This is a genomic window from Amycolatopsis sp. lyj-23, assembly GCF_046549135.1.
In the GTDB taxonomy this organism is placed as follows: domain Bacteria; phylum Actinomycetota; class Actinomycetes; order Mycobacteriales; family Pseudonocardiaceae; genus Amycolatopsis.
This window is the reverse complement of sequence record NZ_JAJPWN010000005.1, coordinates 380139-401600: the sequence shown is the minus strand read 5'-3', so window position 1 is coordinate 401600 and position 21462 is coordinate 380139. Positions and strand designations below refer to the sequence as shown.

Annotated in this window: 23 protein-coding genes; 13 read left to right on the top strand and 10 right to left on the bottom strand. The window is 71.5% G+C overall.

Annotation, left to right across the window (positions count from 1 at the left end):
- Positions 1 to 202 precede the first annotated feature (202 nt).
- Complete coding sequence (locus ACLJPY_RS14555; protein WP_410588852.1) at positions 203 to 991, bottom strand: zf-HC2 domain-containing protein; 789 nt, start codon at positions 989 to 991, stop codon at positions 203 to 205.
- Between the two features lie 7 nt (positions 992 to 998).
- Positions 999 to 1556 (bottom strand): sigma-70 family RNA polymerase sigma factor, encoded by a 558-nt coding sequence (locus ACLJPY_RS14550; protein WP_364286316.1) that lies wholly within the window; start codon positions 1554 to 1556, stop codon positions 999 to 1001.
- A 239-nt stretch (positions 1557 to 1795) separates the two neighbouring features.
- On the opposite strand from ACLJPY_RS14550, the gene ACLJPY_RS14545 reads away from it, so the two are divergent.
- The 5 genes from ACLJPY_RS14545 to ACLJPY_RS14525 are packed head-to-tail and all read left to right on the top strand — an operon-like array spanning position 1796 to position 5438.
- Positions 1796 to 2395, top strand: a complete 600-nt coding sequence (locus tag ACLJPY_RS14545; RefSeq protein ID WP_410588850.1) for a hypothetical protein — start codon at positions 1796 to 1798, stop codon at positions 2393 to 2395.
- Positions 2379 to 3179, top strand: a complete 801-nt coding sequence (locus ACLJPY_RS14540) for a DUF4142 domain-containing protein (RefSeq protein WP_410588849.1) — start codon at positions 2379 to 2381, stop codon at positions 3177 to 3179. Before ACLJPY_RS14545 ends, ACLJPY_RS14540 begins: the two co-directional genes overlap by 17 nt.
- Entirely contained in the window at positions 3172 to 3789 is a 618-nt protein-coding gene (locus ACLJPY_RS14535; protein WP_410588848.1) for a ferric reductase-like transmembrane domain-containing protein, read from the top strand. The genes ACLJPY_RS14540 and ACLJPY_RS14535 overlap by 8 nt, the downstream gene beginning before the upstream one ends.
- Position 3790: 1 nt before the next feature.
- Positions 3791 to 4021, top strand: a complete 231-nt coding sequence (locus ACLJPY_RS14530) for a ferredoxin (protein WP_013224408.1) — start codon at positions 3791 to 3793, stop codon at positions 4019 to 4021.
- Positions 4014 to 5438 (top strand): NAD(P)/FAD-dependent oxidoreductase, encoded by a 1425-nt coding sequence (locus ACLJPY_RS14525; protein WP_410588846.1) that lies wholly within the window; start codon positions 4014 to 4016, stop codon positions 5436 to 5438. Before ACLJPY_RS14530 ends, ACLJPY_RS14525 begins: the two co-directional genes overlap by 8 nt.
- Positions 5439 to 6258: 820 nt before the next feature.
- On the opposite strand, the gene ACLJPY_RS14520 is transcribed toward ACLJPY_RS14525, so the two are convergent.
- A complete protein-coding gene (locus tag ACLJPY_RS14520) occupies positions 6259 to 7665 on the bottom strand; it encodes an MFS transporter (protein ID WP_410589209.1) in 1407 nt (468 codons plus the stop codon).
- A gap of 138 nt (positions 7666 to 7803) precedes the next feature.
- Here ACLJPY_RS14520 and ACLJPY_RS14515 point away from each other — a divergent pair, with 138 nt between their 5' ends.
- The 8 genes from ACLJPY_RS14515 (at position 7804) to ACLJPY_RS14480 (ending at position 14822) form a co-directional block, all read left to right on the top strand.
- Complete coding sequence (locus tag ACLJPY_RS14515; RefSeq protein WP_410588844.1) at positions 7804 to 8694, top strand: LysR family transcriptional regulator; 891 nt, start codon at positions 7804 to 7806, stop codon at positions 8692 to 8694.
- 143 nt (positions 8695 to 8837) lie between these two features.
- Positions 8838 to 9281 carry a helix-turn-helix transcriptional regulator gene (locus ACLJPY_RS14510; RefSeq protein WP_410568409.1) on the top strand — a complete coding sequence of 148 codons (444 nt, stop codon included), beginning with the start codon at positions 8838 to 8840 and terminating at the stop codon, positions 9279 to 9281.
- A gap of 10 nt (positions 9282 to 9291) precedes the next feature.
- The gene (locus ACLJPY_RS14505) at positions 9292 to 9702 is read left to right on the top strand and encodes a VOC family protein (protein WP_191315778.1); all 411 of its coding nucleotides are present in this window, start codon (positions 9292 to 9294) and stop codon (positions 9700 to 9702) included.
- 7 nt (positions 9703 to 9709) lie between these two features.
- Positions 9710 to 9967 (top strand): helix-turn-helix transcriptional regulator, encoded by a 258-nt coding sequence (locus ACLJPY_RS14500; protein ID WP_410588842.1) that lies wholly within the window; start codon positions 9710 to 9712, stop codon positions 9965 to 9967.
- Positions 9968 to 10001: 34 nt separating this feature from the next.
- Complete coding sequence (locus ACLJPY_RS14495; RefSeq protein WP_410588840.1) at positions 10002 to 12383, top strand: ATP-binding cassette domain-containing protein; 2382 nt, start codon at positions 10002 to 10004, stop codon at positions 12381 to 12383.
- Between the two features lie 100 nt (positions 12384 to 12483).
- Entirely contained in the window at positions 12484 to 13500 is a 1017-nt protein-coding gene (locus ACLJPY_RS14490; RefSeq protein WP_410588839.1) for a fatty acid desaturase family protein, read from the top strand.
- 9 nt (positions 13501 to 13509) lie between these two features.
- Positions 13510 to 14571: an MBL fold metallo-hydrolase gene (locus ACLJPY_RS14485; protein ID WP_410588838.1), complete on the top strand. Its 1062-nt coding sequence runs from the start codon at positions 13510 to 13512 to the stop codon at positions 14569 to 14571.
- Complete coding sequence (locus ACLJPY_RS14480) at positions 14568 to 14822, top strand: Smr/MutS family protein (protein WP_003092780.1); 255 nt, start codon at positions 14568 to 14570, stop codon at positions 14820 to 14822. The genes ACLJPY_RS14485 and ACLJPY_RS14480 overlap by 4 nt, the downstream gene beginning before the upstream one ends.
- 1 nt (position 14823) lies before the next feature.
- On the opposite strand, the gene ACLJPY_RS14475 is transcribed toward ACLJPY_RS14480, so the two are convergent.
- The 7 genes from ACLJPY_RS14475 to ACLJPY_RS14445 all read right to left on the bottom strand — a co-directional run bounded on the left by ACLJPY_RS14475 (position 14824) and on the right by ACLJPY_RS14445 (position 21452).
- Positions 14824 to 15522 (bottom strand): hypothetical protein, encoded by a 699-nt coding sequence (locus tag ACLJPY_RS14475; protein ID WP_410588836.1) that lies wholly within the window; start codon positions 15520 to 15522, stop codon positions 14824 to 14826.
- Positions 15523 to 15643: 121 nt separating this feature from the next.
- A complete protein-coding gene (locus ACLJPY_RS14470; RefSeq protein WP_410588835.1) occupies positions 15644 to 16234 on the bottom strand; it encodes a hypothetical protein in 591 nt (196 codons plus the stop codon).
- 129 nt (positions 16235 to 16363) lie between these two features.
- The gene (hsaB, locus tag ACLJPY_RS14465) at positions 16364 to 16903 is read right to left on the bottom strand and encodes a 3-hydroxy-9,10-secoandrosta-1,3,5(10)-triene-9,17-dione monooxygenase reductase subunit (RefSeq protein ID WP_410588834.1); all 540 of its coding nucleotides are present in this window, start codon (positions 16901 to 16903) and stop codon (positions 16364 to 16366) included.
- Complete coding sequence (hsaC, locus tag ACLJPY_RS14460; protein ID WP_410588832.1) at positions 16900 to 17814, bottom strand: iron-dependent extradiol dioxygenase HsaC; 915 nt, start codon at positions 17812 to 17814, stop codon at positions 16900 to 16902. Before hsaC ends, hsaB begins: the two co-directional genes overlap by 4 nt.
- Complete coding sequence (gene hsaD / locus ACLJPY_RS14455) at positions 17814 to 18659, bottom strand: 4,5:9,10-diseco-3-hydroxy-5,9,17-trioxoandrosta-1(10),2-diene-4-oate hydrolase (protein ID WP_410588831.1); 846 nt, start codon at positions 18657 to 18659, stop codon at positions 17814 to 17816. Before hsaD ends, hsaC begins: the two co-directional genes overlap by 1 nt.
- The gene (hsaA, locus tag ACLJPY_RS14450) at positions 18659 to 19822 is read right to left on the bottom strand and encodes a 3-hydroxy-9,10-secoandrosta-1,3,5(10)-triene-9,17-dione monooxygenase oxygenase subunit (RefSeq protein ID WP_410588830.1); all 1164 of its coding nucleotides are present in this window, start codon (positions 19820 to 19822) and stop codon (positions 18659 to 18661) included. Before hsaA ends, hsaD begins: the two co-directional genes overlap by 1 nt.
- Positions 19823 to 19850: 28 nt before the next feature.
- Positions 19851 to 21452, bottom strand: coding sequence for an FAD-binding protein (locus ACLJPY_RS14445; RefSeq protein WP_410588829.1), 1602 nt, complete (start codon positions 21450 to 21452; stop codon positions 19851 to 19853).
- Between the last annotated feature and the right edge of the window lie 10 nt (positions 21453 to 21462).

Genomic DNA, 21462 nt, shown 5'->3' with positions numbered 1-21462 from the left:
TTGATTGAGCTCGAGATCGCGGAACCCGTTGGAGAGGCTTGCGGTTCCGGCTGTCGGGACGCATCGGGGGATGCATTGGGGGATACGGACCCGGGCGGCGCGAGGTTCAAAAGCGACCGGCCCGTTATCTGTTCGTTATCTGCCGGAACGCAACCGGGCAGCATTCACCCAGGTCATGGCATTCCAGAGGAAAGAAAGAGATTCAGCGCTGGACGACCACGAGGACGGTGCCGTCCTCGCCGCGGACCTCGAACCGGCTGATCTGGTCCATGGCCAGCGACACCGAACCCTGCAGCCGCAGCGGTTCGGGCGAGCCGGGGATGCCGAACCCCTTGGGCGGCACCGACCAGCTGGAGACGACGCGCTCGGCGCCGGTGGCCGGCACGGCGACCAGCTGGCACTTCACCGGTCCGACGATCCCGCGCAGTTCGAGCTCGACGCGGCTGCCCCACTCCACCGGCGAAACGGTGACGAGGGCGCTCACGGCGGACCCGCCGCTGCCGCGGCCGTAGGTCTGGCCGCCGCCGGGCTGGCCCTGGGCACCGCCGGGCGGCGGGGTCGACGTCGCCGGGACGCTCGTCGCCGGCGGCGGCTGCTTGCCACCCGGCGCGGCGAGCGAAGCGGGCGGGACGGCGTCGGCCGGCCGGACCGCCAGCGTCACCAGCGGGCCGGCGATCACCGCCGCCGCGGCCGCGGCCCCGGCGAGGATGCCGATCCGGCGACGGCGGCGGCGCTTGACGGCGGCTTCTTCCATGAGGCCGCGCAGCACCCGGGGGCCGGGCGAGAGGGTCCGCGGGCCGGGCGCCGGCATCGGCGGCTCCGGCCAGCTGCGCTTCACCAGGTCGAGCACGTCCGGCAGCTGGTAGAGCTCGATCAGGTCGAGCTGGCAGTGCGGGCAGTTCATCAGGTGGGCTTCGAACTGGGTGTTCTCGGCCTCGCTGAGGACGCCCAGCACGTAGGCGGCGACGTCGGTGTGTGCGGATCCGGCCACGCTCAGTTCACCCCCGCTCCCGCAAGGCCCGGCGCAGCGCGCGGACGGCGTGGTGGATGCGGGACTTGACGGTGCCGGGCGGCACGCCGAGGGTGGCCGCGACCTCGTTCACGGTCCGGTCGCGCAGGTAGGTCTGCTGGATGGCCTCGCGCTGCTCGGGCGAAAGCCCCTGCAGCGCCTCGTAAACGATCATCGCGGCGAGTGTCCGGTCCGATTCGTCGGACACCGCGATCGCGTCGGACTCGATCTCCTCGAGCTCCTGGGGCCGGACGCTGCGGCTGCGCCAGCCGTCGATGACGGTGCGCCGGGCGACGGTGAACAACCAGGCGCGCAGCATCTCCGGCTGGCGGTCGAGCTTGTCGGCGTTCCGCCACGCCTTGATCAGGGTCTCCTGCACGACGTCCTCGGCCCACTGCCGGTCGTGGCCGGTCAGGCGCAGCGCGAACGCCATGAGGGACCCGCCGAACTCCTGGTAGAGCGCCTTCGCCAGGTCATCGGAGCCGTCGCCGGGCTCGACGGCCTCGGGGTCTCCGACGGACCTCAGCGCTCGGGTGTGCCGTCCCACGCGGGACATCCTGGTGTGCCGGAGGCCCGGCGTCCAGTACTTCCGAGCCCAAACCGGGAGCAAAACTTTTTTGAACCGTTTCCGGACCGTGTCCGTATCCCCTACCGAAGACCCCGACCAGGCGTTGTCCCCCGCAACGCTCCGCATCCACTCCGGACCGAATGTCCACTGTGGATCTTTCGCGCCCTTTTCCGTTGCACTACCGGCAACAGCGCGTAGTCATGCCCCACGGAGGAGCAGTGATCCGCATTCCCCGCCCGGTGGTCCCCGCCGCCGTGTGCCTCTCCGCACTCGCTTTGCTCACTGCCTGTACCGCCGGCGCGGCCACCACCCCGGGTGGCGGGTACGCCGCCGGCGGCGCCGGGATGCAGATGCCCGGCATGCAGCAGGGCCAGGTCGTCCTGCCGATGCCGCAGGGCATCTCCGCCGACCCCAACAACCCGGCGAAGAACCAGCTCAGGGCCGCGAAGACGTTCGACCTGGGGCTCATGCTCGTCGACGGGACCGGGTACACGATCTACCGGTACGACCGCGACACCCCCAAGCCCTCGCGGTCGAACTGCACCGACGCGTGCGCCGCCAAGTGGATCCCGGTCAAGGCCGGCGGCAACCTGGCCCCGATCGACGTCGACCAGTCGCTGATCGGCGAGATCACCCGCGACGACGGGTCCCAGCAGCTCACCCTGGCCGGCTGGCCGCTGTACCACTTCACCGGCGACAGCGAGCCGGCCGACACGTCCGGGCAGGGCGCGGACCAGGCGTGGTACCCGATCGCCCCGGACGGCAAGAAGATCACGTTGACCCAGGACGAGTGGAGGCAAAATGCGTTCGGCGTCTGAGCTCGCCGGGGTCGGCTTCGACCCGCCGTCGGTCCTCGAGCGCTCCCGGACGCTGGTCCGCATCCTGTTCGTGCTGGTCGCGGTGCTGACGCTGCTCGCACCGGGCTACACCTCGCTCGCCCAGACCGGCGCCGTGAACTCGGTGTCCGACACCGACGCGGTGCTGCTGACCAAGGTCCGCCAGGCCGGCCTGTGGGAGATGCCCTCGGGCATGATGGCCATGCAGAAGGGCAGCCCGATCGTCCAGAAGGTCGGCTTCGCGATCATGATGGACCACGGCCGCCTCGACGTCGCCACCCGCGCGCTCTCGCAGAAGCTCAACTCGCCGGTCCCCGACCAGCCGTCCGACGAACAGCGCGGCTGGCTGGCCGAAGAGATGGCCGCCGCCCCCGGCCCGGAGTTCGACCGCGTCTTCGCCAACCGGCTGCGGGCGGCGCACGGCCAGGTGTTCGCCATCCTCGCGCAGCTGCGGGCCGGCACCCGCAACGACGACGTGCGGGCCTTCGCCACCGTCGGCAACCAGGCCGTGATGCGGCACATGACGATGCTCGAGAGCACCGGGATGGTCGACTACACCGCGCTGCCCGCGCCGGTCGTCTCCACCACCGCGGCGCCCACCGGCATCCAGCTCGGTCTCGACACGTCCCAGCTCGCCGTGGTCGGAGCGCTGTTCCTGCTGGTCGGTGGCGGGTTGTTCTACGTGCTGCGCCAGATCAAGAGCAACCGCGGCCGCGCCAGGGCGTCCCGCCCGGCCACCGCGAGAACCGGGGGTAGCCATGGTTGAGACGTGGCACGACGCAACCATCTTCCTCACCCAGCAGTTCCAGCCGAAGACCGACCCGGCGGCCCGCGGGCTCGCGGCCTTCGCCGCACGGACGTCCTACGCGGCGACGATGCTGACACTCACCTGGGGCGTGCTCACCGCGACCGGCTGGATCCGCTCGGTCACCGGCCGCAAGGGTCTGCGCAGCACCCACATGGTGCTCGCCACCGCGACGATCATCTTCGGCCTCGTCCACGCGCTGGGCTTCACGTACCTGACGGTGGCGCCGTACAGCTTCGCCTACATGTTCGTCCCGTTCGGCTCCGGCCAGGAACCCCGCCACATCGCGGGCATCATCGGCTTCGAGGTCATGTTCGCCATCTTCCTCACCGCCGGCCTGCAGCGCTTCACCTCCTACCGGCGCTGGCTGTGGCTGCACCGCTGCGCGTACCCGGCGGTCGGGCTGATCGCCGTCCACTCCTGGTTCGGCGCCATCGCCAACGGCCACCTCTCGGTGACCTGGCTGGGCGGCATCACGCTGCTCGTCCCGGCCGTGACGGTGTCGATGCTGCGCTTCATGCCGGCCCGGACCCTGGAACGCATCGGACTCGTGGAAGAGCAGGTGGCCTGAGATGCCCTTCCGCTTGCCCGGGGGCGGCCCCCGGATCAGCGTCGACAACGACCGGTGCGAGCTCTACGGCATCTGCGCCATGGAGGCGCCGGACGTGTTCGACCTCGGCCAGGACGGCCGGCTGCGCTTCCACACGCGGCTGCTGGACGAAACCACCATTGAACAGGCGAAGATGGCCGCCCGCTGCTGCCCGATGCAGGCGGTCGTGATGAGAGGGGACCTCGATGGCTGACGGCGACCGGATCGTCATCGTCGGTGCGGGCGTCGCCGGGCTGCGTGCCGCGGAACGCTTGCGGGAACTGAACTTCGACGGCGAGATCGTGCTCATCGGCGACGAGGCGCGGCGCCCGTACCACCGCCCGATGGTGTCCAAGGCGCTGGTGATGGGGACCGAACGGCCCAGCGACGTGGGCCTTTCGCACTACCTGCCGGACCTCGACGTGCACTGGCGGCTCGGGGCGCGCGTGACGCACCTCGACACCACCGAGCGGGTCGTGCACCTGCCCGGCGGCGAATCCCTCTGGTACGACGGCCTGATCGCCGCGACCGGCGTCTACCCGCGGCACCTGCCCGGGGCGCCGCGGCACGACCCGCGCGTGCGGATCCTGCGCACGGTCGAGGACTCGATGGCGGTGCGGCGCTGCCTCAACGCCAGCAAGAAGCCGGCCGTCGTGATCGGCGCCGGGCTGATCGGCAACGAGTTCGCCGCGAGCATGCGGCACATCGGCCGGGACGTCACCCTGATCGGGCACGCGAAGGCCCCGCTGCACCGCTTCGGCGACCGCGTCTCCAGCGGCGTCGTCGAGGCCCACCACGAGCACCGGGCGAACCTGGCCATGCGCAGCGAAGTCCGGCACTGGATCAGCACCAAGGACACCGTCGGGCTGCACCTGACGAACAACCAGCTGCTGGTCGCCAGCGTCGTCGTGCTCGCCATCGGCAGCGTCCCGTCGGTGGACTGGATGCGCGGCTCCGGCCTGGACATCAGCGACGGCGTGCTCTGCGACTCGAAGCTGTTCGCCGAAGGCGCCTCCGACGTCGTCATCGCCGGCGACATCGCGCGCTGGCCGAACCTGCGGTTCGACGAGACCCCGCGGCGGGTCGAGCACTGGATCAACGCCGTCGAGTCGGCCCGGCACGCGGCGGAGAACCTGCTGATGGGCCAGTCCAGCGCGCGGCCGTTCACCCCGCTCCCCCGCGCCTGGTCGACGCTGTACGACACCCGGCTGCAGATGTGCGGGATGCCGTCGCTGGCCGAGGACACCGTGACGCTGGCCGACGGCATCACCGGCTTCATCCGCGACGGACGGCTCGTCGGCATCTCGTCGTGGGACAAACCGCGGGCGATGCTCAACTGGATGGCCGAGCTGGACCGGCGGCTGCCCGCCCCCGACTACGTGCCCGAGCCGGAGCCCGCGCCCGCCCCGGAGGTGCCGGTGGTCGAGCCGTCGCTCGCCGCGCTGGCGGCCGACGTGCCGCCGGAGTTCGACAGCGGCTTCGACCACCAGGCCTTCGAGCGCGAGTTCGAGAGCGAGTTCGCCAACGACATCCCGACGACGGCGTTCCCCGCGCAGGCGCTGCCCACCACGGCGTTCGCCGCGCAGCCCGGGGCGGCCCTGCCGACGATGGCCATCCCGATGGGGAGGTAGCGAAGCCGGGACGGGGCTGCGCGCGGCGGCCTCCCGTCCCTTGCCGGTCACCACACCCCCTCCGCGGCTGGGTGGTGTGGTGACCGGCCCCAGCGTCCCCCAGCCCGCCTCGCGTCCGTGACACCCGGGACTCCGCCCCGAGCCGGGGGCTTCGCCACCCGGACCCCCGAAAGGGGGTTGTGAGGACACGAGCGCCCGGCGGGCCAGGAGAAGGTCATCCCGAGGGAACCCGACGCCCCCGGGGTGACCTTCTTCCGGCACACCGGGCGGGGGCCCGGGGTCGAGCGCCGCGGCGGATCACTTCGCCGGGGCGCACGGGCCGTGGCGGTCGTTCCGGTGGACGGGTATGCCGCCGGAAGGAACACCACGGTCTTGCACCGGTGCAGGGCCGTCCCGGAGGCACGGGAACCCCCGGGACGGCCCCCACCCACGCAAGTCCCGCCCCCAATCACGCGAGCCGACCGTCCAGGTACGCAACCCGACCCTCCAGGCACGCAAGCCGACCCTCCGGGCACACGAGTCCCGTTCCCAATCACGCGAGTCACGCCTCCGGTCACGCGAGCCGACCGTCCAGGTACGCAACCCGACCCTCCAGGCACGCAAGCCGACCCTCCGGGCACACGAGTCCCGTTCCCAATCACGCGAGTCACGCCCCCAATCACGCGAGTCCCGCCCCCGGTCACGCGAGATTCCCCTCCGAACACGCGTGATGCCCCTCCGGACACGCGAGATGCCTCCCCGATCACGCGAGATGCCCCTCCCCACCGCCCGAAACCGACCCCGGTCACACCCCCGGGCGCACGGAGAACCAAGACGGCCCTCACCGGGAGCGCCGCGACCACCACGACTCCCCCACGACGAGACCCCCGAGGACGAGCACCGCCACCCCGGTGACCCGCAGCCCCGCGTCCGTCCCGGCGACGAACGCCGTGACGACCTCCGACGCCCGAGGCGCCCGGGCGAGGGCCTCCGCCACCGTGTGCGCCCCGCGAGCCTCCGGCGGCAGGGCGGCGGCGAACCTCGCCGTTGACACCGTGCTGATCACCGCGACGCCGAGCGCGCTCCCGAACTCCCGGGTGGTCGCCTGCAACCCCGTGCCGACCCCGGCCTGGTCCGGCGGCAGGGCACCCGCGATCACGCCCGACAGCGTCGGCAACGCCAGCGTCACGCCGATTCCGGTCACGACGAGCCAGGCCGCGTAGCCGCCGTACGGGGTCGCCGGGTCGCTCGTGGACAGTCCGAGCAGGCCGCCGCCGACGCACGCGAACGCGCACGCGATCGTCGCGTCCAGGCCGATCCACCCGGCCAGGCGCCCGGCGTGCCGTCCGCCGAGGATCACCGGGACCGTCAGCGGGACGATCCCGAGTCCCGTCGCCAGCACGCCGAACCCCTTGGCGTACTGGAGGAACGACGCGTTGACGTAGAACAGCGCGAACATGCCGAAGAAGATCGCGGTCAGCCCGAGGCACGCGCTGCGCAGGCGCGGGTCCCGGAACAGCCGCGGGTCCAGCAGCGGGTGCTTCGAACGCAGCTCGGTGCCCACCCAGGCCGCGAACAGCACGGCCGCCCCGGCGAACCCGGTCACGACGACCACGCTGCCCCAGCCCGCCTCCGGACCCTGGACGATCGCGACCAGCAGCGCGACCGACGCGCCGGTCAGCAGCGTCGCCGCCACGGGCCCGAGCCGCCGGTCGTGGCGGGAGGACACCGGCGCGAAGCGGGCGACCAGTGCGGCGAGCACCAGCGCGACACCCGCGGCCGCGGCGAACAGCCAGCGCCACGACCCGGCGGTCAGCACCAGGCCGCCGCCGACGTTGCCGGCGACCCCGCCGATGCCGGTCATCGACGCCCAGGTGGCGATGGTCGCCGGCTTGCGGGCGGCCGGGACGGCGTGCAGGAGCACGGCGAGGGAGTTGGGCAGCACGGCGGCCGCGCCGATCCCGGTCAGCGCCCGGCCCGCGAGCAGCACGGCGACGCCCGGGGCCAGTGCCGACAGCAGCGTGCCCGCGGCGAACAGCCCGAGCCCGGTCAGCAGGACGCCCTTGCGGCCGAACCGGTCGCCCGCGGCCCCGGCGGGGATCACCAGGCAGGCGAACACGACCACGTAGGTGTCGACGATCCACACCAGGGCCGGCGCGGACGGCTGCAGCGCGCTCGCGCCGAGCAGCGGGACGGCGAGGTTGATCGCGGCGACCATCCCGACGACGAGCACCACCGCGGCGCACATGAGGGTGAGGAGACCGCGCTGCGACGTCCGGCCGGACGTCGGTTCGCGAAGCTGAGTGGTCATGGGCCCGACGGTAGGGACGGCGGACTGCTGCACGCGACGCAACTTCGGTAACGCACATTTGCGTATGCTGCAACTGTGCCCGAGCAGCTCGACCTCAACCTCCTGCGGGTGTTCGACGCGCTCCTGCGTGACGGCAGCGTGACGGCGGCGGCCGAGCGCCTCCACCTCTCGATCCCGGCGACCAGCCGCGCGCTGGGCCGGCTGCGCCGGGCGATGGGCGACCCGATCCTGGTGCGCGCCGGTCGCGGGCTGGCGCCGACGCCGTTCGCGCTGCGCACGGCACCGCGGGTGCGCTCGCTGCTGGAGGAGGCCGCGGCCCTGGTCAACACCGACTTCTCGCTCGCCGGGCTCGAGCGCACCTTCACGATCCGCATCAACGACGGCGTGGCCGCAACCCTGGCGACCGCGGCGGCCGAGGCCACGGCGGAGGCCGCTCCGGGCGTCACCCTGCGGTTCGTGGCCGAAGGCAGCGAGAGCACCGACGCCCTCCGCGACGGCTCGGTCGACCTGGACATCGGCGTCGGCGGGCACGCGGCGCCCGACATCCGCACCGCCGTGCTGTACCGCGAGCGCCTGGTGGCCGCCGTGCGCGCGGACAGCCCGCTGGCCCGGCACCGACGGCCGACCCTGGCGCAGTTGTGCGGTCACCCGCACGTGTCGGCGTCCCGCCGCGGACTGGCCCGCGGCCCGCTGGACGACGTCCTCGCCGCGGCGGGCCTGCACCGCCACGTCGCCGCCGTCGTCCCCACGGCCGCGGTGGCCGTGCTGGTGATCGCTTCGAGCCCGTACGTGGGGCTGCTGCCGCAGCGCCTCGCCGAGCAGTGCGCCGGCCCGCTCGGCCTCCGCTGGTTCCCGGTCCCGGCGGACCTGCCGGAGCTGGAGGTCCGCCTGTCCTGGCACGCCCGGCTGGACGCCGACCCAGCCCAGCAGTGGCTCCGCGACACCCTCCGGTCCGCCCTCCCCTGACACCCGACCCTCCAGGCACGCAGCCCGACCGTCCGGGTACGCAGCCCGACCCTCCAGGTACGCGAGCCGACCCTCCGGGTACGCACCCGGCCCGACCGGACGAACCGGCCCCCGTCCCCGCCACCCTGTGGCACGATTCAACCGTGACCAGCTCGCCCGCGACGGCCCAGTACCTGCGCGACCTCGCGCTGCTGCGGCGCGTCCGGGACCGGATCGACCGGGAGTACGCCCAGCCCCTCGACGTCGAGGCGCTGGCCCGTGGCGTGAACATGTCCGCCGGGCACCTCAGCCGGCAGTTCCGCCGCGCCTACGGCGAGTCACCGTATTCGTACCTGATGACGCGGCGGATCGAACGGGCGATGGCCCTGCTGCGCACGGGCGAACTGAGCGTCACCGAGGTCTGCTTCACCGTCGGCTTCTCGTCGCTGGGCACCTTCAGCACGCGGTTCGCCGAGCTGGTCGGGATGCCGCCGAGCGTCTACCGGGAACAGCAGGCCGAGGCCACCGTCGGGATGCCGCCGTGCGTCGCCAAGCAGGTCACCAGACCGATCAGGAATCGAGAAGCGCGGCCGTCGGCGGCCACCTAGGGTGACCACCATGGACGTCACCATTCACTCGAGCTTCCTCCCGCACACGGACCCGGAAGCGTCGCTCGCCTTCTACCGCGACCTCCTCGGCTTCGAGGTCCGCCAGAACGTCAAGTACGGCGACATGCAGTGGATCACCGTCGGCCCGCCGAACCAGCCGGACACCGCGATCGTGCTGACGCCGGTGGCCGCGACGCCCGGCCTGACCGACGACGAGCGCCGCATGATCAACGAGATGATGGCCAAGGGCACCTACGCCGGGGTCAACCTCGCCACCAAGGACCTCGACGCGCTGTTCGCCAAGCTCGAGGCGGGCAACGCCGAAGTCGTCCAGGAGCCGGTCGAGCAGCCCTACGGCATCCGCGACTGCTCCTTCCGCGACCCCGCCGGCAACCTGCTCCGCATCCAGGAACTGCGCTGAGCCCGGCATGTGCCTGAGCCTGCAGGCCGCCGCGCAGCGCCACCTCCGCGAGCTGGTGCTGCTGCGCCGCGTCCGCGACCGCATCGACCGCGAGCACGCCGCGCCCCTGGACGTCGAAGCGCTGGCGAGCGCGGTGGGCCTGCCCGTCGCGCTGTTCGTCCGCCGGTTCCGGGACGCCTACGGCCTTACGCCACACGCCTACCGGCGGGCCGCCGGAGCCGTCAGGAATCGAGAAGCCCGGGCGGCCGGGCCGGAAGTAGCGTGAACCGCGCCGCCCGAACGACCACTGGAGCACACCGATGAGCAAGCCCACGGGGAAGACCGCGCCGCACGTGGCCGACGGCCACGACCTGATCCGCGTCCACGGCGCGCGCGTCAACAACCTCAAGGACGTCAGCGTCGAGCTGCCCAAGCGGCGGCTGACGGTGTTCACCGGGGTCTCCGGATCCGGCAAGAGCTCGCTGGTGTTCAGCACGATCGCCGCCGAGTCGCAGCGGCTGATCAACGAGACCTACAGCACCTTCGTGCAGGGGTTCATGCCGACGCTGGCCCGGCCCGACGTCGACGTCCTCGACGGGATCACCACCGCGATCATCGTCGACCAGGAGCGGATGGGCGCCAACCCGCACTCCACCGTCGGCACCGCCACCGACGCCAACGCGATGCTGCGCATCCTGTTCAGCCGGCTCGGGACGCCGCACATCGGTTCGCCGCAGGCGTTTTCGTTCAACGTCGCCTCGATCAGCGGCGCGGGCGCGGTCACGATCGAAAAGGGCGGACGGCAGGTCAAGGAACGCCGCAGCTTCAGCATCACCGGCGGCATGTGCCCGCGCTGCGAGGGCCGCGGCAAGGTCAACGACATCGACCTCACCGCGCTGTTCGACGAGAACAAGTCGCTCAACGAAGGCGCGATCACGATCCCGGGCTACAGCATGGAAGGCTGGTACGGCCGCATCTTCCGCGGCTCCGGCTTCTTCGACCCGGACAAGCCGATCAAGAAGTTCACCAAGAAGCAGTTCAACGACCTCGTCTACAAGGAACCGACGAAGATCAAGGTCGAGGGCATCAACCTGACCTACTCGGGGCTGGTGCCGGCAATCCAGAAGTCGTTCCTGTCCAAGGACGTCGACGCGATGCAGCCGCACATCCGCGCGTTCGTCGAGCGGGCGGTGACGTTCCAGACGTGCCCGGACTGCGACGGCACGCGGCTGTCGGCGGAAGCGCGGTCGTCGAAGATCGGCGGGATCAGCATCGCCGACGCGTGCGCGATGCAGATCAGCGACCTCGCCGCGTGGGTCGGGAAGCTGTCCGAGCCGTCAGTGGCGCCGCTGCTGGACGCGCTGAAGCACACGCTCGACTCGTTCGTCGAGATCGGGCTCGGCTACCTCTCGCTCGACCGTCCCTCCGGGACGCTCTCGGGCGGGGAAGCCCAGCGCACCAAGATGATCCGGCACCTCGGGTCGTCGCTCACCGACGTCACGTACGTCTTCGACGAGCCGACGATCGGCCTGCACCCGCACGACATCCGGCGCATGAACGAGCTGCTGCTGCAGCTGCGCGACAAGGGCAACACGGTGCTGGTCGTGGAGCACAAGCCGGAGGCGATCGCGATCGCCGACCACGTCGTCGACCTCGGCCCGCGCGCCGGCACCGACGGCGGCGAGATCGTCTTCGAGGGCACTGTGGACGGTCTCAGGAAGAGCAAGACGCTGACCGGGCGGCACCTGGACGACCGGGCGTCGCTGAAGCCGTCGGTGCGTGAGCCGTCGGGGTTCCTCGAGGTGCGCGGCGCGTCGACGCACAACCTGCAGGACGTCGACGTCGACATCCCGCTCGGGGTGCTGGTGGTGGTGACCGGGGTGGCGGGTTCGGGCAAGAGCTCGCTGATCCACGGTTCGGTGTCCGGCGGCGAGGGCGTGGTGACGGTCGACCAGACCGGCATCCGCGGCTCGCGCCGGAGCAACCCGGCGACGTACACGGGCCTGCTGGAGCCGATCCGTAAGGCGTTCGCCAAGGCCAACGGCGTGAAGCCGGCGCTGTTCAGCGCGAATTCCGAAGGCGCGTGCCCGAACTGCAACGGCGCCGGAGTCGTGTACACGGACCTGGGGATCATGGCGGGCACCGCGACGCCGTGCGAGGTGTGCGAGGGCAAGCGGTTCAACGCCGACGTGCTGGAGTACACCTTCGGCGGGAAGGACATCAGCGAGGTACTCGCGATGCCGGTGTCTTCGGCATTGGAATTCTTCTCGTCCGGTGACGCGGCACTGCCGGCGGCGCACAAGATCCTGACCCACCTGTCCGACGTCGGCCTCGGTTACCTGACGCTGGGCCAGCCGTTGACGACGCTGTCCGGCGGCGAGCGGCAGCGGATCAAGCTGGCGACGCACATGGCGGAGCAGGGCGGGGTGTACGTGCTGGACGAGCCGACGGCGGGCCTGCACCTGGCGGACGTCGAGCAGCTGCTCGGCCTGCTGGACCGGCTGGTCGACGCGGGCAAGTCGGTGATCGTGATCGAGCACCACCAGGCGGTGATGGCGCACGCGGACTGGATCGTCGACCTGGGACCGGGCGCGGGCCACGACGGCGGGCGGGTCGTGTTCGAGGGGACGCCGGCGCAGCTGGTGAAGGCGCGGAAGAAGACGTTGACGGGGAAGCACCTCGCGGAGTACATCGCGTCCTGACCGAGCGCTGTATACCAGCGCGGCCGGTAGGGCTGGCCCCCGGAAAGTCCGTCGAGCGCACCGGATTCCCGCCGACGCCCGACCCGCGAAGACTCGGGGTGTGACCACCACAGAGCACCACGTCGGCAGCGACTTCGCCCGGCTGAGCCACCGCATCGCCGCCGCCGGCCTCATGGCCCGGCGGCCCGGGTACTACACCCTCCGGATCGCCGTCGTCGCCGGGTTGTTCGCCGCGGGCTGGGTGGCCTTCGGCCTCCTCGGGAACTCCTGGTGGCAGCTCGCCGTCGCGGGGTTCATGGCCGTCATGTTCGGGCAGATCGCGTTGCTCTCGCACGATCTCGCGCACAAGCAGGTCTTCCGGCGACGGCGGCCCGCCGAAATCGCCGGGATGGCCGCCGGGAACCTCGGGATCGGGATGAGCTACGGCTGGTGGATGGACAAGCACACCCGCCACCACGCCAACCCCAACCACGAGGAACTCGACCCCGACGTCGATCCGGACATCCTCGTCTGGTCGAAGGACCAGGCGCGCGCCAGCCGCGGGGTGCCGCGGTTCATCGGGCGGTACCAGGCGTTCCTCTTCTTCCCGCTGCTCACCCTCGAAGGCCTGAACCTGCACTGGTCGGGCCTGCGCGCGGTCCGCAGGCCGGGGCTGCGGTACCGGAAGACCGAAGCCGCGCTGCTCGCCGCGCACTTCGTCCTCTACTCCGGTGCGCTGTTCACCGTGCTCTCCCCCGGCATGGCCCTGCTGTTCTTCGCCGTCCACCAAGGACTGTGGGGTGTCTACATGGGATCGATCTTCGCGCCCAACCACAAGGGCATGCCGACGCTCACCGGGCGCCCCGAGCTCGACTTCCTCCGCAAGCAGGTGCTCACCTCGCGCAACGTCCGCGGCGGCCTCGTCACCGACGTCGCCCTCGGCGGGCTCAACTACCAGATCGAACACCACCTGTTCCCGAGCATGCCGTCGCCGCACCTGCGGCGGGCGCAGCCGATCGTCCAGGCCTACTGCGCCGAGCTGGGCGTCCCGTACCTGCAGACGAGCCTCGTCGAGTCCTACCGGCAGGCGCTCACCCACCTGCATGAAGCTGGGGCGCCTCTCAGGAACCGTTCGTAGACTCGGGGCATGAGGAAGACGATCGCGGCCCTGCGCGACCTGCCGGCGGCGTTCGGCGCGAAGGCCACCGGCGCGCGGGCCGAGCGGGTGCGCTCCTCGCCGCAGTTCGACGGCAAGGTGTTCCGCAACGCGGCGCCGCGGCTCCCGATGACAGCGGCGTCGATGCGGACCATCTTCCGCGAGATGTTCTTCGGCGAGCACCGTGAGCTGCGCAAACCGGCCGGCGCGGTGCCGCTGGTCGCGGCCGCGCCCGCCGAGTCGGCGGACGGCCTGCACCTGACCTGGTACGGCCACGCGTCGGTGCTGGTGGAGCTGGACGGCGCCCGCGTGCTGCTCGACCCGGTGTGGAGCGACCGCGTCTCCCCCGCGGCGTTCGCCGGCCCGCGGCGGCTGCACGAGCCGCCGGTGCCGCTGTCGGCGCTGGGCCGGATCGACGCGGTGGTGATCTCGCACGACCACTACGACCACCTGGACCTGGCCACGGTCCGCGCGCTCGTCAGCTCCTCCGATGCGCCGTTCCTCGTCCCGCTCGGGGTGGGCGCGCACCTCGAACGCTGGCACGTCCCGGCGGGCCGGATCATCGAGCTCGACTGGCACGAGGAGGCAACGGTGGCCGGCGTCCGGTTCGTCGCGACGCCCGCCCAGCACTTCTCCGGCCGCGGCATCACGAACGACGACACGCTGTGGACGTCGTGGGCGCTGCTGGGGCCGGAGCACCGGGTGTTCTACAGCGGCGACACGGGCTACTTCGACGGGTTCGCGGCGATCGGCGCGGCGCACGGCCCGTTCGACGCGGCCCTGATCCAGATCGGCGCGTACGCCCCGCACTGGCCGGACATCCACATGACGCCGGAGGAGGGCGTCGCGGCGGGTCTGGACGTCCGGGCGAAGCTGCTGGTCCCGGTGCACTGGGCGACGTTCCAGCTGGCGATGCACCCGTGGGGCGAGCCGGCCGACCGGGTGTGGAGCGAGGCGAAGGAGGCGGACCTCCCGCTGGCGATCCCGCGCCCCGGCGAGCGCATCGACGTCGCCGAGCCCCCGGCGGTGGACGGCTGGTGGCAGGCGCTGTGAAGCTGAAACTGGACCTGCACGACATCTACAACCGCGGCGGCGAGATCGACCGGGCCCTGCGCGCGATCATCGACGAGGCCGTCGCCAAGAAGGCGCCGCTCGTCGAGATCATCCCCGGCAAGGGCTCGGGCCAGCTCAAGAAGCACGTGCTGCGGTTCCTCGAGCGCAAGGACGTCAAGGCGCTGTACCACCGGGTGGAGAAGGACAAGGACAACTTCGGCCGGGTGTTCGTGCACTTCCGCTGGAAGTGAGTCAGCCCGGTTCGGGTGGCTGAGCCGTGCTTTCCAGGCACTTCTGGATCGGCGTCGCGTTCGACCACAGGTGGTCGTAGTAGTGCTCGAAGCAGTCACGAACGACCTCGCGACTGCGGATGCCGAGGCCGACGATCCGGTCGCGGCCGCTGGCGTAGGAGATGAAGACCTGCTCGTCGTCGTAGATCCCGAGGCTGATGGCGCCCACGTCTTGAGCCACGTCGTTCAGAACGCTGATGTTGTAATGCCGTTTGATCGCCTGCGCTCGAGTGACAGCCACGAGTTCCTGGCGGAGGTGATCGATCATCGACGGATTGTCGGAATTCAGCAGCACACGCCGGAAGACGTGGTTCGGCGAGCTTCGTGCCCATCTCCGGCACGCCTCGAAGTGCTGCTCGACCGCGGCATCCAGTTCGGTCGGGCTGGTCGACCGGAAGTAGGTCACGTAGATCCGCCTGCGGGCGTTCTCGGTGGCCTTGCGAGTGGCCTGGTAGAAGAGTATCCGGTCGGAGTACACCTTCACCGTCGCGCCGGCTCGCTCCGCGAGCAGCCGCTCGATCCGGGCGAGGATGGTCAGGATGAACAGCAGCGCCGTGAGGATCAGGGGGCGTTCGAGTTTCTCGACGAACCCCAGCTCCCGGTTCACGAAGATCGCGACGACGTAGAAGACGGTCAGCCCGCTGAGTGCCGCCTGCAGCAACCGCAGGATTCCTCGTCTGGCGCGGTGCTCGACTTCGGTGGCCAGCCTCGACACAACCGCGCCCTCCCCGACGAATCGACTCGACACACGAAGTCGTCCGGGGTGGTGGCGACGTTACGGGTCAGTACCGGCTGTCGTGGCGGGCCTGCGCCCACGCGCGGTCCCAGGCCGCCGCGTGCAAGCGTGACAGGACGAACCGCACCGCCGCGTACAACCCCACCAAACCGCCCGTGACCGCCGCCCACAGCAGGATGGCCGCGAATACCCCGTCCGCGGCCGACGTCGAGGCGGTCAGGGGCTCGGTCGTCAGCTCGCCGTGCTGGTCCAGCCAGACCGGCACCCGGGTGCCGGCCGGGCTGCCCGCGTCCGTGAGGACGTCGCCGGTGTGGCGGGTGCCGCGGGCGTCGAACCAGGCCGCCGGGACCGTGGTCTGGTCGACCGGGGCGCCCGCGCCGTCCGTGCCGTAGGACTGGCCGGACGCCGCCGCGAGCGAGACGGCCGTGGCCGGGTGGCGGGTCGTGCGCTCCTGCGACGCGCGGGCCGTCTGGGCCGCGTACGTCTCGGAGCCGACCGCCGCCGCGAACGGGATCGCGAGGATCGCGCCCGCGATGGCCAGGAGCAGCAGGAGGGCTTCGACGCGGTCGCCCACCCGGGCCAGCGGGTTGCGGCCCGGCAGCAACCGGCGCCGGAAGCGGGCGATCCGTCCGCGCATGCGCGACTCACTCCTCCCGGGAAGGTGTCTTCTCGGTAACAGTGTGCGCGCCGGGGGTCGACTTTCTCTTGGGAATGGGATGCGGCCCACCTGTGAACCGGTGCACAACCACCCGCTCGTGGGAGCCGGTCACAGCCAGTCGTCGGGGCGGGGCCAGGGCAGCATGGCCGAGAACGCGTCCCGGACCGGTTCGGTGACCGAGTAGCGGCCGCGGTGGAACAGCAGCGGGCGCGCGTCCGACGGCGCGCCGAGCGCGGTGACCCGGCCGATGACGACGTAGTGGTCACCGGCTTCGTGCACGGCTTCCAAAGAACAGTCGATCCAGGTCAGGGCGCCGTCGAGCAGAGGTGCGCCGGACGGCGCGGGCGTCCAGCCGAACCGGGCGAACTTGTCCTCGCCGCGGGCGCCGAAGACCGCGCTGACCTCCTGCTGGTCCTCGGCCAGCACGTTCACCGCGAACCGGCCCGCCGCGGCCAGCACCGGCCACGTCCGCGAGGTGCGGGCCGGGCAGAACAGCACCAGCGGCGGGTCGAGCGACAGCGCCGCGAACGACTGGCAGGCGAACCCGGCGAGCGTGTCGCCGTCCCGGCCGGTGACGACCGTGACGCCGGTGCAGAAGTGCCCGAGCACGCTGCGGAACTCGGTCCGGTCGACCGCCACGGAGGTCATGCGCGGCCTTGACCCAGTGCGCCGACCGAGAAGTCGTGGCCCCACAGCGACACCGCGGTGCTCTCGCGGGCGATCCAGTTGTCGTCGTCGACCTGACGGCCTTCGCAGCCGAACTCGACGTCGAAGCCGCCCGGGGTCTTCATGTAGAACGACAGCATCAGGTCGTTGACGTGCCGGCCGAGCGTGGCCGACATCGGCACCTTGCGCCGGATCGCGCGGTCGAGGCACAGCCCGACGTCGTCGGTGTTCTCCACCTCGACCATCAGGTGCACGATCCCCGACGGCGTCGGCATCGGCAGGAACGCCAGGCTGTGGTGGCGCGGGTTGCAGCCGAAGAACCGCAGCCACGCGGGCGGGCCGTCGGCGGGCCGCCCGACCAGCTGCGGCGGCAGGCGCATCGAGTCGCGCAGCCGGAAGCCGAGGACGTCCCGGTAGAACCGCAGCGACGCCTCGTCGTCCGTTGTGGACAGAACGACGTGGCCGAGCCCCTGTTCACCGGTGACGAACTTGTGGCCGTACGGGCTCACCACCCGCCGGTGCTGCAGCGCGACGCCGTGGAACACCTCCTGGGTGTTGCCGGACGGGTCGTCGAAGCTGATCAGCTCGTCGACGCGGCGGTCGGCCAGCTCGTCCGGCGTGCCCTCCTTGTACGGCACCGACGCACTGTCCAACCGCGACCGCAGCTCGGCCAGCTCGGCGGCGTGCGCGACCTCCCAGCCGGTGATCGCGAGGCGGTCCGCGGAGCCGGGCGAGATGACCAGCCGCGCCGGGAAGTCGTCCATCCGCAGGTAGAGCGCGTCCGGGTTCGTGCCGCTGCCTTCCACCATGCCGAGCACCTTGAGCCCGTACTCGCGCCACGCGGCCATGTCGGTGGCTTCGATGCGGAGGTAGCCCAGTGACCGGATGCCCATCAGGAACTCCCGAGGAAATCGAGGGCCAGCCGGTTGAACTCGTCGAACTTCTCCAGCTGGGCCCAGTGCCCGCAGCCGCCGAACACGTGCAGCTGCGCGCGCGGAATCGTCTTCAACGCCACCAGAGCGCCGTCCAAGGGGTTGACGCGGTCTTCGCGGCCCCAGATCAGCAGCACGCGCTGGCGGAGGCGGTGTGCTTCGCGCCAGAGCATCCCTTCTTCGTAGGTGTCCGGCTGCGCGAACGACTTCCCCATCGCGCGCATCGCGGCCAGCGACTCCGGGGTGTTCGCGGCGGCGAAGCGTTCGTCGATCAGCTCGTCGGTGACCAGGCTCTGGTCGTGGACCATGATCCGCAGGAAGGCTTCCATCCGCTCGCGCGACGGCTTCCCGGCGAACCGGCCGAGGTTCTTGACGCCCTCGGTCGGGTCCGGCGCGAACAGGTTGACGCTCAGCCCGCCCGGCCCCATCAGCACCAGCCGCCCGGCCCGCTTCCCGTGGTTCAACGCCAGCCTGACCGCCGCTCCGCCGCCCAGCGAGTTGCCGACGAAGTGAGCGCGTTCGATCCCGAGAGCGTCCATCAGGCCAGCGACGGCGTCCGCGCTGTGCCGGAAGTACTGCGGGTGCTCGGTCGGCTTGTCCGACCGCCCGAAGCCGGGCTGGTCGACGGCGATCGTCCGGTAGTGCTTGGCGAACTCCGGCAGGTTGCGGCCGAAGTTGCTCCACGCCGACGCGCCGGGGCCGCCGCCATGCAGCAGGATCACCGTCTCGGCGTGCTCGGCGCCGGCCTCGTGGTAGTGCAGCTTCAGCGGACCGGCCTGGACGTACTTGCCTTCGGGAGCCGCCATCAGTACATCGCGTTTTCGACGGGGAGCCCGAAGGCGCCGGTGCCGTACATGACGTACGCGCGTTCGGCGTCGTTGGCCGCGTGGACCCGGCCCGCGTGCGCGTCTCGCCAGAAGCGCTGGATCGGCGTCCCGCGCTGGATCGCGCGGCCGCCGGAGTTCTCGAAGAGCCGGTCGATCGCCGCGATCGCGCGTTCCGTGCCGCGCACCTGGTCGCGGCGGACGCGCAGCCGCAGGTCCGCGGGCAGCCGCTGCTCGCGCTTGGCGAGTTCGTACAGCTCCTCGATGTTGCGGGTCAGCTGCAGCCACGCCGCGTCGATCTCGCTGGCCGCCTCGGCGATCCGCACCTTGGCGAACGGGTCCTCTTTGGACTGCTCACCGGCGTACGCGGCCCGGACGCGCTTGCGCTGGTGCTCGACGTGCGCGTCGTACGCGCCCTGGGCCATGCCGATGATCGGCGCGGTGATCGTGGTCGGGTGCACCGAACCGTACGGCAGGCGGTACAGCGGGCCGGGGTTGACGGCCTGGCCCGGCACCTTGCACTTCGACGTCGCGATGAAGCTCAGCGCCCGGTGCTGCGGCACGAAGACGTCTTCGACGACGATGTCGTTCGAGCCGGTGCCGCGCAGGCCGATCGTGTCCCAGACGTCCACAATGGAGTAGTCGGCGATGGGCAGCAGATAAGTGCAGAAGTCGACGGGCTTGCCATCGGAGAACGCGGGTCCCCCGAGGAGCACCCACGTGCAGTGGTCGCTGCCGGACGAGAAGCTCCACCGGCCTGAAAGCCGGTAGCCGCCCTCGACGACCTCGGCCTTGCCCATCGGCGCGTACGACGAGGAGATCCGCACGTCCTGGTCCTCGCCCCAGACCTCCTGCTGCGCCTGCGCGTCGAACAGCGCCACGTGCCACGGGTGGACGCCGAGGATGGAGGCGACCCAGCCGGTGGACCCGCACGCGCTCGCGATCAGCTTGACCGCGGTGTAGAAGCTCACCGGGTCGGCCTCGAAGCCGCCGTGGAGCTTCGGCTGCAGCAGCTTGAAGAACCCGGTCTCCTGCAGGGCCTTGACGGACTCCTCGGGAACGCGGCGCGCGTCCTCGGTGTCCTGGGCCCGTTCCCGCAGGACCGGCAGGAGGTCCCGGACCCCGGCGATCACCTGCTCGCTCATGCGTACTCCTTCTCTCGCTGCCGCAAGACTAGAACACGTTCTCGTTTTTGTCGAGAACGCCCTGCGCCAGCGCACTGTTGATCCCCGCTCTGCGGCCGGAAAACACGCAGTCGGCCAGCGAGAGGCCGCTCACGTAGGACCTGGAACAGATTCCCACGGCGGTGCGGCCGGCGGCGTACAGCCCGGGGATCGGCGCTCCCGCCGCGCTCCGCACCGCGCCGGTGTCCTCGTCGACGAGAAGGCCGCCGAGGGTCAGCATCGGCGTCGGGTACCCGAGGTTCGGCCGCACCGAGATGTCGATGAGCGAGTACGGCGGGTTGTCCAGGCGCCGGGCGAACTCGGCGGGCTTGCCGACCGGGTCCCGGTCGCCGTGGTAGGCCTCGACGCTCGCCCGCAACCCCCGCGGGTCGACGCCGGCCCTGCGGGCCACCTCTTCCACGGTCGTCCCGGTGACGCGGCCGCGCCGCAGCAGGTACCGCAGCTGCAGCCCCTGGAACCACTGGCTCTGCGCCTTCGTGTCCCGCCGCGCCTCGGCGACGATCGGCGCGTCGACGAGCAGCCAGCCCTTGCCCCTGTGCTCCTCGATGAGCTTCTCGCCGACCGCGGCGCCGTACCGGGATTCGTCGATGACCCGCCGGCCCGCGGCGTCGACGATGATCCCGCCGAGGAACGCGCTCGGCGGCGTGATGAACCGCCACGCCGAGATCCGGCCGAGCTCGCCGGTCGCGCCGCCGGCCTCGACGCCCAGGCGGATGCCCGAACCGTCGTCGGCGGACGTGCCGAGCGGGAGGCCGCCGCGGTAGGCCGGGGCGTGCTCCCGGACCATCTCGCGGTTAGCGATGAACCCGCCCGCGGCCAGCACCACCCCGCACCGGGCGGAAATCCGCAGCTCACGGCCGTGTGCGCGTTCGAACCGCTCGACCCGCCGGTGCAGCGACTTGCGCAGCGAAGGCACGTAGATCCCGGGCTTCGCGGCGTACTGCGCGAAGCGCTGGTGCCGTGCCTTGATCGACGCCGGGGCCTCACTGAGGGTGTCGGCGACGAGCCCGGTGACGCGGCCTTCGTCGTCGCGGATCAGGCTGCGGGCGGTCGTCTGCGTCAGCACCCGGATGCCGCGGGCGCGCACGGCCGCCTTGAGCCGGGCCATCAGCGTCTTCCCCGACGTACCGGGCCCTTTGACGCGGTGGCCGCGCGGCGCCGGTTTCGCCGCGTCGCGGAAGCCCCCGGCGGCCTCGCTGCCGGAGTAGTACAGGTAGTGGGCGTCGCTCGGGTACGACGTCTTGTACGGGCACAGGCTGCCTTCGAACGGCACGCCGTTGCCCTCGAGCCAGGTGATCATCTCGCGACTGCCCTCGCAGAACCGCCGCAGCGTCCGTTCCGAGACGACGTCCCCGGTCTCCATCCGCAGGTAGGCGTACATCGCGTCGACGGAGTCGTCGACACCCGCGTCGAGCTGCTGGCCGGTCCCGCCGCCGGCGTAGACCACCCCACCGCTGACCGCGCTGGCCCCTCCCCCGGCGAAGCGCTCGACGATGACGACGTCGGCGCCCGCGTCGGCCGCTTCGAGGGCGGCGCAGGCGCCGGCCGCCCCGAACCCCACGATGACCACGTCCGCGACGAGTGCGTCCATGGGCGCTACC